General features: G+C 73.5%; 13 protein-coding genes. 3 read left to right on the top strand and 10 right to left on the bottom strand.

The features are described 5' to 3' along the window. The first annotated feature begins 114 nt into the window (after window positions 1-114). Both ACGFWJ_RS26495 and ACGFWJ_RS26490 read left to right on the top strand, forming a co-directional pair. Window positions 115-1,449 carry an ABC1 kinase family protein gene (locus ACGFWJ_RS26495; RefSeq protein WP_392954017.1) on the top strand — a complete coding sequence of 445 codons (1,335 nt, stop codon included), beginning with the start codon at window positions 115-117 and terminating at the stop codon, window positions 1,447-1,449. Between the two features lie 79 nt (window positions 1,450-1,528). Next, window positions 1,529-2,113, top strand: a complete 585-nt coding sequence (locus ACGFWJ_RS26490; protein ID WP_392954014.1) for a hypothetical protein — start codon at window positions 1,529-1,531, stop codon at window positions 2,111-2,113. 43 nt (window positions 2,114-2,156) lie between these two features. Here the strand turns inward: ACGFWJ_RS26490 and ACGFWJ_RS26485 are convergent, their stop codons facing one another. The 5 genes from ACGFWJ_RS26485 to ACGFWJ_RS26465 all read right to left on the bottom strand — a co-directional run bounded on the left by ACGFWJ_RS26485 (window position 2,157) and on the right by ACGFWJ_RS26465 (window position 7,229). Beyond that, window positions 2,157-3,230, bottom strand: a complete 1,074-nt coding sequence (locus ACGFWJ_RS26485) for a phosphotransferase (RefSeq protein WP_387865577.1) — start codon at window positions 3,228-3,230, stop codon at window positions 2,157-2,159. A gap of 178 nt (window positions 3,231-3,408) precedes the next feature. Beyond that, window positions 3,409-3,819, bottom strand: coding sequence for a hypothetical protein (locus ACGFWJ_RS26480; protein ID WP_392954010.1), 411 nt, complete (start codon window positions 3,817-3,819; stop codon window positions 3,409-3,411). Continuing rightward, the gene (locus ACGFWJ_RS26475) at window positions 3,816-4,181 is read right to left on the bottom strand and encodes a WhiB family transcriptional regulator (protein WP_387637533.1); all 366 of its coding nucleotides are present in this window, start codon (window positions 4,179-4,181) and stop codon (window positions 3,816-3,818) included. Before ACGFWJ_RS26475 ends, ACGFWJ_RS26480 begins: the two co-directional genes overlap by 4 nt. Before the next feature lie 171 nt (window positions 4,182-4,352). Further along, the gene (locus tag ACGFWJ_RS26470) at window positions 4,353-4,772 is read right to left on the bottom strand and encodes a hypothetical protein (RefSeq protein WP_392954007.1); all 420 of its coding nucleotides are present in this window, start codon (window positions 4,770-4,772) and stop codon (window positions 4,353-4,355) included. A 159-nt stretch (window positions 4,773-4,931) separates the two neighbouring features. Continuing rightward, a complete protein-coding gene (locus tag ACGFWJ_RS26465) occupies window positions 4,932-7,229 on the bottom strand; it encodes an ATP-dependent DNA helicase UvrD2 (RefSeq protein WP_392954004.1) in 2,298 nt (765 codons plus the stop codon). A 167-nt stretch (window positions 7,230-7,396) separates the two neighbouring features. On the opposite strand from ACGFWJ_RS26465, the gene ACGFWJ_RS26460 reads away from it, so the two are divergent. After that, on the top strand, window positions 7,397-7,648 hold the full coding sequence (locus tag ACGFWJ_RS26460) for a mycoredoxin (protein ID WP_387637542.1): 252 nt from the start codon (window positions 7,397-7,399) through the stop codon (window positions 7,646-7,648). 22 nt (window positions 7,649-7,670) lie between these two features. Here ACGFWJ_RS26460 and ACGFWJ_RS26455 read toward each other — a convergent pair whose 3' ends face one another. From ACGFWJ_RS26455 to ACGFWJ_RS26435, 5 genes are all read right to left on the bottom strand, one after another. After that, complete coding sequence (locus ACGFWJ_RS26455; RefSeq protein ID WP_387637544.1) at window positions 7,671-8,450, bottom strand: GntR family transcriptional regulator; 780 nt, start codon at window positions 8,448-8,450, stop codon at window positions 7,671-7,673. A gap of 212 nt (window positions 8,451-8,662) precedes the next feature. Then, window positions 8,663-9,604 carry an NAD(+) diphosphatase gene (gene nudC / locus ACGFWJ_RS26450; protein WP_392954000.1) on the bottom strand — a complete coding sequence of 314 codons (942 nt, stop codon included), beginning with the start codon at window positions 9,602-9,604 and terminating at the stop codon, window positions 8,663-8,665. 55 nt (window positions 9,605-9,659) lie between these two features. Continuing rightward, window positions 9,660-11,057 (bottom strand): dipeptidase, encoded by a 1,398-nt coding sequence (locus tag ACGFWJ_RS26445; RefSeq protein ID WP_392953997.1) that lies wholly within the window; start codon window positions 11,055-11,057, stop codon window positions 9,660-9,662. An 84-nt stretch (window positions 11,058-11,141) separates the two neighbouring features. Then, a complete protein-coding gene (locus tag ACGFWJ_RS26440) occupies window positions 11,142-13,982 on the bottom strand; it encodes an FtsX-like permease family protein (RefSeq protein WP_392953994.1) in 2,841 nt (946 codons plus the stop codon). Next, entirely contained in the window at window positions 13,979-14,743 is a 765-nt protein-coding gene (locus tag ACGFWJ_RS26435) for an ABC transporter ATP-binding protein (protein WP_387637555.1), read from the bottom strand. The genes ACGFWJ_RS26440 and ACGFWJ_RS26435 overlap by 4 nt, the downstream gene beginning before the upstream one ends. Window positions 14,744-14,752 lie beyond the last annotated feature (9 nt).

The following is a 14,752-nucleotide window of genomic DNA, read 5'->3' as shown; positions in this document are numbered from 1 at the left end:
CGGCGCGACCGGTCGCCCACCCGCGCCCGGCGGCGGCCCGGCGGCATGTGGCGACGGCTGGTCTGGCGACGGCGACGGCCGCTGTTGACCGCACGGCCCGAACGGAGACGGCCGATGTCTGAGATGCCGCGCAAGGCGGTCTCCCGTACGGCCCGGCTGGCGGCGCTGCCGCTGAGCTTCGCCGGCCGTGCCACGCTCGGCCTGGGCAAGCGGCTCGGCGGACGTCCGGCGGAGGAGGTCGCGGCCGAGCTCCAGGCCCAGACCGCCGAGCAACTCTTCGCCACGCTCGGCAAGTTGAAGGGAGGTGCGATGAAGTTCGGGCAGGCCATGTCGGTCTTCGAATCGGCCCTCCCGGAGGACGTGGCGGGCCCCTACCGGGCCGCACTGACCAAGCTCCAGGACTCCGCCCCGGCCATGCCGACCCGCACCGTGCACTCGGTGCTGGCCGCCGACCTGGGCGACGACTGGGCCGCCAACTTCCGCTCCTTCTCCGATCAGCCGTCCGCCGCCGCCTCCATCGGTCAGGTGCACCGGGCCGTCTGGCAGGACGGGCGGGACGTCGCGGTCAAGATCCAGTACCCGGGCGCGGGCGACGCCCTGCTCAGCGACCTCGGCCAACTCGCCCGGCTGGCCCGGATGCTGGGCCCGCTGATCCCGGGCATGGACATCAAGCCGCTGATCGCCGAGCTGCGCGAGCGGGTCGCCGAGGAGCTCGACTACCAGTTGGAGGCCGAGTCGCAGCAGCTGCACGCCCAGGAGTTCGCCGACGACGCCGACATCCGGGTGCCCCGGGTGGTCGCCCAGTCCGGGCGGGTGCTGGTCACCGAGTGGCTGGACGGCAAGCCGCTGTCCCAGGTCATCTCCGACGGCACCCGGACCGAACGCGACCGGGCCGGGCAGCTGCTCGCCCGCTTCCTGTTCGCCGGCCCGGCCCGCACCGGCCTGCTGCACGCCGACCCGCACCCCGGCAATTTCCGGCTCGTCAAGACCGGCCGGGCCGCCTCCAGTTGGCAGCTCGGCGTGCTCGACTTCGGCACCGTCGACCGCCTCCCCGGCGGTCTGCCCCGCCCGATCGGCACCTCCCTGCGGCTCGCCCTGGCGGGCGACGCAGGCGCCGTCTACGACCTGCTCAAGCAGGAGGGCTTCGTCCGCCCGACCATCTCGCTCGATCCGGACGCGGTGCTCGACTACCTGCTGCCGATCATCGAACCCACCCGTGCCGAGCAGTTCACCTTCAGCCGCGAGTGGATGCGCACCCAGGCCGCCCGGATCGCCGACCCGCGCTCCCCCGCCTACAACCTCGGCAAGCAGCTCAACCTCCCGCCCTCCTACCTGCTGATTCACCGCGTCACGCTCTCCACCATCGGTGTGCTCTGCCAGCTCGGCGCCACTGTCCGCCTGCACGAGGAACTCCTCCGCTGGCTGCCCGGCTTCGCCGAGCCCGAATAGACGCCCGCCGGACGGACGGACGGAAGAGGGCACGGGCAGGCAGGTGGCGGACCATACCCGGTGGGAACAGTCGTTCCCGGTGCGGTTCCTGATCGTCGGCGAGCGCGACGACGAGGACGCGATCGGTGTGGACCTGCTGCTCGGCCGGTGCGCCGCCGTCGAGGGGCTGTTCGCCGACCCGCCGCCGCCGCCGCGCGAGATCCTGGCGCTGCCCGGCTCGGCCGCCCGCGAGGTCTGGCGGCAGTGGCAGCCCGGGCCGCCGCAGCAGCCGGGCAGTTGGCGCGGGTTGAGCGTCGCCGCCAAGGAGGAGTGGCAGTCGCCGGCGCTGGATCGGCGCGATCCCGAGCCGGACCGCTCCGGCGGCGAGTACCACCTGGCGGGCGCGGGCGTCGAGGACGAGACCGGCCTGCACTGCGCCCTGGGCGAGGCGATCAACGGCCCGGGCGGCTACTACGGGCGGGAGTCGATGGGCTTCGCAGACTGCCTGGGCGGCGGTTTCGGCGCGGTCCCGCCGTTCACCCTGGTCCGGCACGACTTCGCCGCGATTTTCGCCGCAACGGAGCGGGAGTTGGCGGAAGAGACCGACCTGCCCGCGGGGCGGAGCTGCCCGGAGTTCCTGGCCAGGGCGATGGAGTACCGCAAGGTGCGGGTGGTCCGCGCCTGACGGTCCGCCGGGGAGCGCCCGGCGGGCGGGAGCCGACGGCGGGTCAGGAGCGTTCGCTCGGCAGCGGCCCGGCGGCCGGCCAGGCGGTCCGGACGCGGGTGGCGAGGGTGGCGCAGAAGCGGCCGAAGACCGGGAGGGCGCTGTCCTCGCCGGCCAGGGCGGCCACGGCCCGGAGGCGGTGTGCCAGGCGGCGGCGGGCGGTGGCGTTGCCCCAGGTCCAGTCCGCGTGGTGTACGCGGGCGAGTTGGTCGGCGAGGCCGCGTTCGGCCTTGGGGACGAGGGCATCGCCGCGCAGCAGCCAGCCGGCGCAGGCGTCGGCGAGCTCGGCGTCGGTGGCGGCCGCGGTGCCGGTGGCGGCCCGCCAGGCGGTGCGGTAGGCGGCCTCGGCCTCGGTGAGTACGTCGGCGGGCGGGGCGGTGGAGCACCAGCAGGTGGGGAAACCTATTCGCAGATAGGCGAATTCGGCCGCGCCCGGGCCGAGCGAGGACTGCTCGAAGTCGATGAACCGGACGCCCTCGGCGGTGTGCAGGTCATTGCCGGGGCAGGGATCGCCGTGCAGCAGCGCGTGCCGGACGGGGGTGGCGGAGAGCCGGGCGAGCAGTGCCTCGGCCTCGGCGCGGGCACCGGGCGGGGCTGGGACGTCGAGGGCGCGGGCCAGCGCGAGGAAGCAGCCGAGGTCGCGGCCGGTCGGTCCGGTCCAGGCGGGCAGCGCGGTGCCGGGAGCCGTCCCGGCCAGGTCGTCCAGGTCGGCGGGGGCGCTCGCGTGCAGCCCGGCCAGCGCGACGGCGTAGTCGATCTGCCAGCCGGGGCCGGGGGTGCGGTTCTCCAGGCGTTCCAGCACCACCATGCGCGCGTCGGGGTCGGTACCGAGCAGCGTGGGCACCACAGGGCGACCGGCGCGGCCGGCCCGCCGGGAGGCGAGGGACAGTGCGGCCGCCTCGCGGGCGTAGCGGTCGTCGGCGCCGGGCGAGTCGACCAGTTGCTTCACCACCACCGGGGCGCCGGACAGTTCGGCCCGCCAGACCCGGGAGCGCGGACTGCTGGCCAGGCGGCGGACCTTGCGCGGCGAACCGAGCTCGGCACGCAGCCGCTCGCCGAGCGGAAGGGAGGACCACATGCGGCACATCCTCGCACGTTACGTTCGAGCGACGAACGACAGTACGACCCTGCGGAGTTGGACGGGGAAACGCCTGGACGCGCCGATGGCCGGCTCCCGGGAGAGGAGTCGGCCATCGGCGTTCAGGGGTTGGTCACCGATGTGGGCACGGGCCCGGTCGGCGGGGGCGGAGCGTCCGTCACATCAGGGCGACGGCAAGGGCCTTGCGGGCGCGCAGGGAGGCCTGTTCGGCCTTACGACGCAGTCGCGTCGCGCGCATCACCCGCAGGCCGAGGCGTTGCTCCTCGGCCTCGTGGAGGCGTTCCTGCATATGCGCACGCGCCAGGGATTCTTGGAGGAGATTCATCTCGAGGGTCCTGTTCTGGATCTGAAGTTCGGTGGTCTGCTCGGAGCGGACGGTCGGATCGATGCCGGCGGGGTTCATGTGGTGGTCCTGCTCGTGGTGCGTAGTCGGGAAGGGACGGGTCAGTTCGGAGTCGGCCTTGGCGGCCGCGAGGCGTACCGAGTCGCGCAGTGCGGTGTCCAGCGGGGGCTGCTCTCCCCTGCGGACGGCTGCGGCTTCGGTGCGGGGACGGGCTGCGGGGTTCACGCCATGACCTCGGTCTTGCGCGGACGGCCACGGGGACGCTTGCGGGCGACGACGACGCCCTGGACGAAGAGCTCGCCACCCCAGACGCCCCACGGCTCGCGGCGCTCGAGCGCGCCGGTCAGGCAGGAGGCCTTGACGGGGCAGGTGCCACACAGCGACTTGGCGTACTCGACGTCGGCGGGCGTCTCCGCGAAGAAGACCTCCGGGTCGAAGGCCCGGCACGGAATGGGAAGCCCGAGCGAGTCAGCCTCGTCGATGGCGGTGAGCTGCATGAGTGTTACCTCCGGGGGGTCGGCCTGGTCGGCCTTGATGGTCTTGTCGGGTACGGACGGGAGGGGCGGCGGTGTGATGACCGTGGACACTGTGGGCGTCTTCCTCGTCTTTTGATGGGTCCGGCCGGGCTCGTTGTTCGAGTTCGGCCGGAGGCCCGCGTGGGGCCTGGGTGGGTCGTGCGTACCGGACAAAACAGAAGGGCCGCGGAACCCGGTTGCTGGGTTTCCGCGGCCCTGGAGGCACCGCCCTGACGGGTTGCGTCAGGGTCGTTCGCTCCAGGGTCCAGGCCCGCGGAAAGCCTGCTTCCGGACGGCTCCGGCGCCGCGAACGGCGGCCGTGGCCAGAATGCTCTGCTGCTTCTGCTGCTTGACTCCGGCACCGACGACGGCCGCATAGCGACCATGGGCCGCTTCTGCCGCTACTGCCTTCGGTGCCTTGGTCGGTCGCTCATCGGACAGCGTGATGCCGTCGACAAACACGGACCGGTCACGGGACGGACCCGCCTCGACACTGGTGCCCTCAGCATTGCCACGACCACTGACAAGGCAGTGCTCGGCAATCAGCAGGACTCCGGCGTTGCCGCCGGCCACGTCGAGACCCAGACCCGGCACGAGGACGCGCGCGGGCATGGCGAGGGTGGACATCGGGTCAATCATTTTGGTGATCGTCTTCGTCGACACTGAACTCGCCTCCTCTCGGCGTCTCGCGGTGCCCAGTCCCCCGGGCTCCGATATCTGGTTGATGGTCAGCGCACGCAGAAACAAGCCCTCTGCGAGCGTTGCGGTCTCGTCCCCTTGACCGCTCCGGCAGGCTATTGCGCCGTACGCGCGGCGCGCAAACTATTTTTCCGGCGAGTTTTCCGGTGAGTTCTCGGCCTGCTCGGCGGCCTCGTCCCCGGGTGAGTCCTGCACCTGCTCCCCGTCGGGCTCCCCCACGAGCTCCGGACTCTCCCCCGCACACAACAACAGCACGTCGGAACCGTACTTGTCCAGCTTCATGGCCCCCACCCCGGAGATCCGGGAGAGCTCCGCGAGGCTGCCCGGCACGTTCTCCGCGATGGCCATCAGGGTGGCGTCGGTGAACACCACGTAGGCCGGGACGCTCTGCTCCTTGGCGCGGGCCGAGCGCCACTCGCGCAGCCGCTCGAACAGCGCCTCGTCCATGTTGGACGGGCAGTCCTCGCAGCGGCCGAGCTTGCGCTCGACGGCCTCGGTCAGGGTGCGGTCGCAGACCCGGCACTTGACGGGGCCACGCACCCGGCGCGCGGCCGGGCGCTCCGCCCCGGGCTCGATGCCCCCGCGCCCGCCGCGGGTGCGCGGGCCGGAGCTGGAGGAGCCGGGGCGCAGGCCGTCCAGGAAGCGGGTGGGCTTGCGGGAGGCGCGGCCGCCCGGCGAGCGGGACAGCGACCAGGAGAGGGTGAGGAAGCGGCGGGCCCGGGTGACGCCGACGTACAGCAGGCGGCGCTCCTCCTCGACCTGCTCGTCGGTCTTGGCGTAGATGATCGGCAGCGTGCCCTCGGTGAGGCCGACCAGGAACACCGCGTCCCACTCCAGGCCCTTGGCGGCGTGCAGCGAGGCCAGCGTGACGCCCTCGACGGCGGGGGCGTGCTGGGCGGCGGCCCGGGCGTCGAGTTCGGCGACGTAGGCCGAGAGGTCGGCGCGCTCGCCGGCGGCGGTGCGGGCGGTCTCGAACTCCTCGGCGAGGCGGACCAGCGCGTTCAGCGACTCCCAGCGCTCGCGGACGGCGCCGGAGCCGGCCGGGGCGGTGGCGGAGAAGCCGCGGGTGGCGAGCACCGCGCGGACCTGGGCGGCGAGGTCGGGCGCGCCGGCGGTCAGCGGGTCGTCGGCGGCCCGGGCGGCGCCCTTGAGCAGCACCCCGGCCTCCCGGACCTCGGGCCGCTCGAAGAACCGCTCGGCGCCCTTGAGCTGGTAGGAGATGCCGAGGTCGGCGAGCGCCTGCTCGTACACCTCGGACTGGCTGTTGGTGCGGAACAGCACGGCGATCTCGCTGGCCCGCACGCCGGTGCCGAGCAGGTCGCGGATCAGCCGGGCGGTGGACTCGGCCTCGGTGGGCTCGTCCTGGTACTCGCGGTAGACCGGCTCGGGACCGGCCTCGCGCTGGGAGATCAGCTCCAGGCGGTGCTGGGCGGCCTGGCCGCGGGCCTGGGCGAGCAGGCCGTTGGCCAGGTGCACCACCTGCGGGGTGGAGCGGTAGTCGCGCACCAGCTTGACCACCGTCGCCTCGGGGTGGCGCTGACGGAAGTTCAGCAGGTAGTCGGGGGTGGCGCCGGTGAAGGAGTAGATGGTCTGGCTGGCGTCGCCGACCACGCAGAGGCTGGCGCCGCCGTCGCCGCCCGTCCACTGCTCCAGCAGGCGCTGCTGGAGCGGGGAGACGTCCTGGTACTCGTCGACGGTGAAGTGCCGGTACTGGGCGCGGACCCGGTCGGCGATCTCCGGGCGGTCCTCCAGGATGGCGGCGGTGAGGAGCAGCACGTCCTCGAAGTCGATCAGGCCGCGGTCGCGCTTGGTCTGCTCGTAGGCGGCGTAGACCCGGGCGATCTCGGCCGGGTCGCGCGGGGCCTCGCGGGCGGACTTGGCGACGGCGGTCGGGTAGTCGTCGGGGACGACCTGGGTGACCTTGGCCCATTCGACCTCGGCGGTCAGGTCGCGCAGTTCGGTGCGCTGGACGCGCAGGCCGCTGCGGCCGGCCGCCTCGGCGACCAGCTGGACCTTGCGCTCCAGCAGCCGGGGGACGTCTCCGCCGATGGCGCGCGGCCAGAAGTACTGGAGCTGGCGCAGCGCGGCGGAGTGGAAGGTGCGGGCCTGGACGCCCTCGGCGCCGAGCTGGCGCAGCCGGCCGCGCATCTCGCCGGCGGCGCGGGCGGTGAAGGTGACGGCGAGGACCTGGGCGGGCTGGTAGACGCCGCTGCGCACGCCGTAGGCGATCCGGTGGGTGATGGCCCGGGTCTTGCCGGTGCCGGCGCCGGCCAGCACGCAGACCGGGCCGTGCAGGGCGGTGGCCACGGCGCGCTGTTCGGGGTCGAGTCCGGCCAGCACGGCGTCCGCTCCGAGGGGGGCGAAGCCGCCGGGGCGGTGCTGCTGGCTGGGGCCGCCGAGGCCGGGGAGGTCATCCTGCATGCCTTCCATCCTCGCAGGCGCGCCGGACAGTCCGGACGGTGTTGTCCACAGGCCCGCTCGGATGATCGGATCGTGCCACTGTTACCCGTCCTGGAATGGGGGCGGCCCGCCGGACGTTTGCTCCGTGGGCTGCACGCCCCGTTCGTCGACCGAAGGAGTCCCTCACCATGTCCGGCACCGTCACGATGTACAGCACGACCTGGTGCGGCTACTGCAACCGCCTCAAGAGCCAGCTGGACCGCGAGGGCATCGCCTACACCGAGGTCAACATCGAGCAGGACCCGGCCTCGGCGTCCTACGTGGAGTCGGTGAACGACGGCAACCAGACGGTCCCGACGGTCGTGGTGGTCGGCGCCTCCGGCGAGCAGAGCGTGATGACCAACCCGAGCCTGCGCCAGGTCCAGGCCGCGCTGGTCTGACCACTGGGCGCCCGGGCCCCGGTCAGCCGGCCGGGGCCGGGTCGCCGAGTTCGTAGAGCAGCCGGGCCCGGTCGGCTGCGTAGCGGGTCTCCACCACCCGGATCGGGCCGCGCCGGTCGCGGGTGACGCGGGTGTTGACCAGCAGTGGCACGCCGGGTCCGAGCCCGAACCAGGCGGCCTCGGCGGGGTCGGGCATCCGCGCGGTGAGGTGGTCGGTGGCAGCGGTCTCGGTGCGGCCGAGGTCGGCCAGTGTCCGTTCGTCGCCGCCGGGGGCGGGCAGGTCCTCCATCAGCGGGGTGCCGGCGGCCAGTCCGGGCCGGTAGTGGCTGTCCTCGATGGCGTAGGGCTCCTGGGCGACGCGGCAGAGCTGGCGGCGCATCATGACGCTGTCGTCGGGCTGGAGTCCGAGCCAGTCGGCGATGTCGCGGCGGGCCCGGACGGCCCACACCTCGTACTCGAAGCTGAGGTCCAGTCCGGCTGCCCGGGCTTCGGCGGCGTACGTCTCGCCGCCGGCCGGCAGGGCGCCGCGGCGGTGCGGCCGGGGATAGACCCGGTGGTCGTGCCGGGCCCGGCGGCGCAGGAAGGTGCCCTTGCCCTGGACGCGCACCAGCCGGCCCTCGTTGACCAGGACGTCGACGGCGAGGCGGACGGTGTTGCGGGCCACCCGGTACTGCTCCTCCAGTTCGCTCTCGACGGGGAGCCGGCCGTCGTCCTCCCATTCGCCGGAGTCGATGCGGCGGCGCAGGTCGGCGGCGATGCGCTGGTACTTGGGCGGGGTCGCGGCGGCGCGGGGGATCGTCACGCGAGCGAATGTAGTCAGGCCTTTTGTGGCATTTCAGCCGAACCGGGCAGCCATGGTCGCGGGTCTGTTCGGGAAACCCTGGCGATTCCGCCCCGGGGGATTCGAACATTTCCGTTCGGCGGAGCGGGACCCGGCCGGTCCCCCGGGTCGGTCGGATGCACCGCAGGGGCGCGCGGAGTGCTCCGCACGCCCCTGCGGGTACCGCTTTTCGCTCACCAGCGGGCGGCCGCCGGAAGCGGTTCGCCGTACCAGAGTTCGACCAGGTGTCGGGCGATCGAGATGCCGGACGGCGGCAGGATCTCGCCGGCCGCCATGCCCGCCCGCAGTTCCTCCCGGGTGAACCAGCGGGCCTCGGACAGCTCCTCGCCGTCCACGGTGATCCCGGTGCCGTCGGGGTGCGCCCGGCCGAGGAAGCCGAGCATCAGGCTGGACGGGAACGGCCAGGGCTGGCTGGCCACGTACTCGACCTCGGCGACCCGGACGCCCGCCTCCTCCAGCACCTCGCGGCCGACCGTCTGCTCGATCGACTCGCCGGGCTCGACGAACCCGGCCAGCGTCGACCAGCGGCCCTCCGGCCAGAGCGCCTGCCGGCCCAGCAGGCAGCGGTCCTCGCCGTCGGTGATCAGCATGATCACCGCCGGGTCGGTGCGCGGGTAGTGCTCGGCCGCGCAGGAGGTGCAGCGGCGCAGGTGTCCGGCGCCGGCCTTCTCGGTGCGGTGGCCGCACCGGGAGCAGAAGGTGTGCAGCCGGTGCCAGTGCTCCAGGGCGACGGCGTGCACCAGCAGCCCGGAGTCCCGGTCGGAGAGCGAGCCGCCGACCTCGCGCAGCCCGGCCGGGCGGGCGTCGCCGTCCAGTCGGCCGGGCAGCGACTCGCAGTCCAGCGCGAAGTAGTGGACGCCGTCGTCGTCGGTGCCCAGGAAGTAGCGGGAGCCGTTCTGCGGGGCCTCGAAGGAGGGCAGCAGCACCAGTTCGGTGCGGCTGCCGGTGTCCACCACGAACGCCTCGCCGCCGGCGATCGGCAGCACCTTGGTGGTGGGGTGGCTCCAGGCCGCGGCCAGCCACGGCTCGTCGAGTCGGCGGTGCGCCGACCGGTCCACCCCGGCGCGGGTCAGCGCGAGGTGCTTGGTGTCAGGGGCGCTGCTCAACTCGTCCATCCCCGTTCGCTTCGGTACGGCAGGTACGGCGCCTTCGCCGCTTCGGGACGCGCGCTCACGGCCGGAAGTTCTCCGCGAGGTCGCCCCACAGGTACGCGGAGGTCTCGACGCCCTTGCGGAGCAGGTCGAGTTCCACCTTCTCGTTGATCGAGTGCCAGCCGTCCGAGGGCACCGAGATGCCGAGGAACAGCACCGGCGCGCCCAGCACGTCCTGCAGGTCGGCGGCCGGGCCGGAACCGCCCTCACGGGTGAACAGGATCTTCTGCTCGAAGGCCCGGCCCATCGCCCGGACGGTGGACTGCAGGGCGGGGTGGTCCAGCGGCGTCAGGCACGGGCGGGTGGCGCCCGGGAAGACGATCTCGTACCGGATGCCCGCCGGGACCTGCGCGGAAACCCAGGCGGCGACGGCCTCCCGGACCTTCTCCACCTCCATGCCGGCCACCAGCCGGAAGGACAGCTTGAGGTGCGCCTCGGCCGGGACGATGGTCTTGCCGCCGGGGCCGGTGTAGCCGCCCCAGATGCCGTTGACCTCGGCGGTCGGACGGGCCCAGACCCGCTCCAGGGTGGTGTAGCCGGCCTCGCCCTGGGTGCCGTACGACTTGGCGACCTTCAGCCACTGCGCCTCGTCGAAGGGCAGTTCGGCGAACAGCGCCCGCTCCTCGTCGGTGAGTTCGACGATGCCCTCGTAGAAGCCGGGCACCGCGACCTTGCGGTCCGCGTCGTGCAGGCCGGCGGCGAGCGCGGCGGCCACGTCGGCCGGGTTGGGGACGGCGCCGCCGAACGAGCCGGAGTGGATGTCGCTGTCCGGGCCGTACAGGTCGATCTGGCAGTCCGCCAGGCCGCGCATGCCGGTGCACACGGTCGGGGTGGTCTCGGACCACATGCCGGTGTCGGAGATGATCACCACGTCGGAGGCGAGCCGGTCGGCCTCGCGGCGCACCAGGGCGGCGAAGTTCGGCGAGCCGGACTCCTCCTCGCCCTCGATCAGCAGCTTGAGGTTGACGGCGGGCGCGGTGCGGCCGGTGGCGGCGAGGTGGGCGCGCACGCCGAGGGTGTGGAAGAAGACCTGGCCCTTGTCGTCGGCGGCGCCGCGCGCGTACAGCCGGCGGCCGACCACGGTGGGTGTGAACGGCTCGGTGTCCCAGCCGTCCTCCTTGGCGGCGGGCTGCACGTCGTGGTGGCCGTAGACCAGCACGGTCGGCGCGCCCTCGTCGCCGGACGGCCACTCGGCGAACACCGCGGGCAGCCCGTCCGTCTCCCACACCTCGGCGACCGGGAAGCCGGTCGCGCGCAGCTTGTCGGCCAGCCACTCGGCGGAGCGGCGGACCTCTCCGGCCCGGCCGGGGTCGGCCGAGACGGAGGGGATGCGCAGCCAGTCGGCGAGGTCGGCCAGGAAGGTGTCCTCGTGCTGGTCGATGAAGGAGCGGACGGCGCTGTCCGGGGTTTTCGTCATGCGGACGACTTTAGTTCGCCCGGATGGGTCCGTGCCCACGGCCTCCCTCGGCCGTGAGCACGGTCACCCTGCCTGTGCCGGGCCTCAGGCGGCCCGGCGGCCCATGGCGATCTTGGAGCGGGTGAGCGCCGCCGCGAGCAGCACCGCCAGCACCGGCAGGCCGATCACCATCGCCGCGAGTTCGCCCCACGGGATCGCGATCACCGCTTCGGGAGCGGGCTGGCCCGGCATCGCCCACTTCGCCTGGTCCTGCGCCTGGAAGATGCGCAGCGCGATGGACGGGACGGCACCGCAGAACAGACCGAGCACCGCGCCCATCGCGGCGATCACACCGCACTGGAAGCCGGACAGCCGGCGCCGGATGCCGCCGCTCGCGCCGACCGCGGCCAGCGTGGCGAGGTCCTGCTGGGAGTCCGCGGCGGCCAGGCCGGTGGCGATGCCGGCCGCGCCGAGCGCCACCAGTCCGGCGAACACCGTCAGACCGACGGTGATCAGGTCGACGTCCGGGTGGAAGCCCCGCTCGACCGTGATCATCGCGTTGTCGTCCAGCTTGGCCAGCGAGCCGTTGGCCTTCTGGTACGCCTTGTCGGACGGCTCCGCGGTGGGCATCCAGAGCGAGCCGGCCGCCCGGGTGCCCAGGCCGATCTTCTCGGCGGTCTGGCGGGTCATCATGGCGTTGCCGAACGGCGCCTGGACGTGCACCTCGACCGCGTCCGCCACCAAGTGGCGCTCCGCCGGCCGGTAGTTGTTGTCCTCGCGCATCTTCTTCTGGTCGAAGGGGTCGGTGACCAGCAGGTCGACCTTGCCGTTCTCCACGTAGTCGGGCCGGAACACCAGGATCTTGCCGTCGGCGAGGGCCTTCTCGGCGGCCTGGTCGCGCACCCCGAACAGGGTGTGCAGCAGGGCCGCGTCACCGACCAGGGTTTCGCCGAACATGGTGCTCCGGCGCTCCCCGCGGTTCCGGTTCACCTCACAGCGGGGGTCGGTGTGCAGGCGCTCGTACTCCTCGGCGGAGCGGGCCGAGTCGGCCGGGCAGCGCTTGGACTCCGGCAGCACGACCTGGACCCAGCCGCAGGGCGCGCCGGGGTTGCACTTGGCGGTCGGCGTCGCGTCCCACACGTCGGCGCGCTCGCCGAGGTCGGGGATGTTGCTCTCGATCACCTCGCGCATCATCGGCAGCCGGTTCTGGTCGGCGGCCGGCCCCCAGCCGGCGTACAGCGCGACGGTGTTGGGGGGCGCCGACGGCATGTACTCGCGGCGCTGCTGCTCGGTGCTGCTGGTGGTGTAGATGCCCACGGCGACGGCACCGGCCACGGCGGCCATCACCGCGGCCACCGCCGGGGCGGTGCGGCCGCGGTGGCGCACCGAGTCGCGCAGCGCGAGGCGCGGGCTGAGCGGCAGGTGGCGGCCGAGCCGGCCGAACAGGCCGATCAGCATCGGGGTGCACATCAGCATGCCGATCTCGGCGATCACCGAGCCGCCGAGCAGGCCGTAGACCACGGCGGTGCCGGTGGCCGCGCAGGCCAGCGCCAGGGCGGCGCCGCCGCCGATCATGATCAGGCCGAGCACGGCGACGATCCGGCTGGGGGGCTTGCTGCCGCCGCGTCCGGTGAGCGCCACCACCACGTCCTGCCGGGAGGCCTGGACGGCGGGCACCACGGCCGCGAGCAGGCCGGTGACCAGGCCGACCACGACGATCGCCAGCAGGTCGAGCGGCTGCAGGTCGAAGTGGCCGAAGCGGCGTCCGGCGAACTGTTCGGCGTTGTCGCGGAACACCGCGACCAGCACGATCGCGAGCACCAGGCCGGTCAGCGCGCCGGTCACGCCGAGCACCACTCCGCCGCCGAGCACCACGGCGCGCACGTGCCCGCGGTCGCCGCCGCCGGCGGCGAGCAGGCCGAGCTGGCGGCGCGAGCGGCGGGCGCCGACCGCGAAGGCCGGTCCGGCGAGCAGCACGATCTCCAGCAGGGCCATGCCGACCACGGTGCCGACGATCGCGACGGTCACCTTGTCGATGCCGCCGTAGTCCTGCCGCCCGGGCTGCTGGTACAGCGGCACCTCGGAGCGGGCGGGCGGGTCCATCAGGACTGCCTTGGAGGCGACCGCGAAGCCGTACTTGTTGAGCTCCAGCACCTTCGGCCAGTCCAGCGCGGCCGCTCCGGCGGGCAGTTGGACCAGCCAGGTGTCGCGGCTCTCCGGGACGACCGTCCGGTCCGGGTCGGCCTGCGCGAGCGGGGCGATCACGCTGCCGGGGCGGGCGAACAGTTCGGCGCGCTTGAGTTCGGCGGGGATCTCGACGACGGCCGTGATGGTGAACGGCTTGGACTCCAGGCCGTGGATCGCGGTGGAGTCGCCGAGCCGCAGCCCGGACTGGTTCAGGAACTCCTGGGTGGCGGCGATCTCGTTCGGCTGGGCCGGGGCGGTGCCGCGGATCCTGTTCACCATGCCGTGCCAGACCTGGTCGGACAGGTCGACCTCGACGGCCTCGACCGTCATCCGGCCCTCTTTGGTGGTGACCGTGGTGCGCGGTCCGGCGGGCATCGGCACCAGCTTGGTGCCGGCCGGGAGCAGTTCCTTGATCAGGTCGACGGGCTCGGTGCTCGCGCTGCGCTGCTCCTCGGGCGTCTTCGCCCGCGGCTTTCCGTCGGGGCCGGGCGCGCCGGTCTGGGTCTCGTCGTCGGGGTTGGGCGCCTGCAGGACGATGTCGCCGCGCTGGCTCACGGAGATCCGGGCGTCGGCGGTGCCCATCACCCGGGCGACCTTCTCGCCCGGTTCCAGCTGGGCACTGCGGGCGACCACGTCGACGCCGGCCACGCCGAGGATCGGCAGGCCGATCATCGCCACCACCAGGGCGCTGCGGCCCTTGGCGCGCATCGCGTCGCGGCGGGCGATCCGCAGGGCTGCCCGCCAGGCGGTCAGCCTCACTGGTCCTCGCCCTTCAGCGCGTTGGCGGCGGCGGTGACCAGCAGGGTGCCGGCGTCCTGCCGGGCGGTCTCGTCGACCAGCCGGCCGTCGCGCAGGAACACCACCCGGTCCGCCCAGGCGGCGTGCCGGGCCTCGTGGGTGACCATCATGGCGGCGGCGCCGGCGTCGCAGCGGGCGCGCAGGACGGCGAGCACGGATTCGCCGGTGGTGGAGTCGAGGGCGCCGGTGGGCTCGTCGGCGAGCACCAGGCGGCGCTCGCCGATCAGCGCGCGGGCGATGGCGACGCGCTGCTGCTGGCCGCCGGACATGTCGTCGGGGAAGCGGTCGGCGAGTTCCGGGATGCCGAGTTCCTCGAGCGCGGCGAGCGCCTCCTTACGGGCGGCGCGGGCGGATATGCCGTCGAGTTCGCGGGGCAGCGCGATGTTCTCGGCGGCGGTGAGCGCCGGGATCAGGTTGTAGTCCTGGAAGACGTAGCCGACGGAGCGGCGGCGGACCGCGGCGAGCTTCTTGCGGTCGAGGCTGCCGAGCACGATGCCCTCGACCAGTACCTGGCCGTCGCTGGGGCTGTCGAGGCCCCCGGCCAGGGTCAGCAGGGTGGACTTGCCGGAGCCGGAGGGCCCCATCACGGCGACCAGCTCGCCGGGGTACACCTTCAGGTCCACGGCGCGCAGCGCGTGCACCTCGGCGGCGCCGTGGCCGTGCACGCGGCTCACCCGGTCCAGGTGCAGCACGGGCTGGGCCGGCTTGAGTTGTTCGGTCATCGCTCCCCC

It is taken from the genome of Kitasatospora sp. NPDC048407, assembly GCF_043200475.1.
Classification (GTDB): domain Bacteria; phylum Actinomycetota; class Actinomycetes; order Streptomycetales; family Streptomycetaceae; genus Kitasatospora.
Note: the sequence above shows the minus strand (reverse complement) of the source record. Positions and strands in the feature narration are given on the sequence as shown.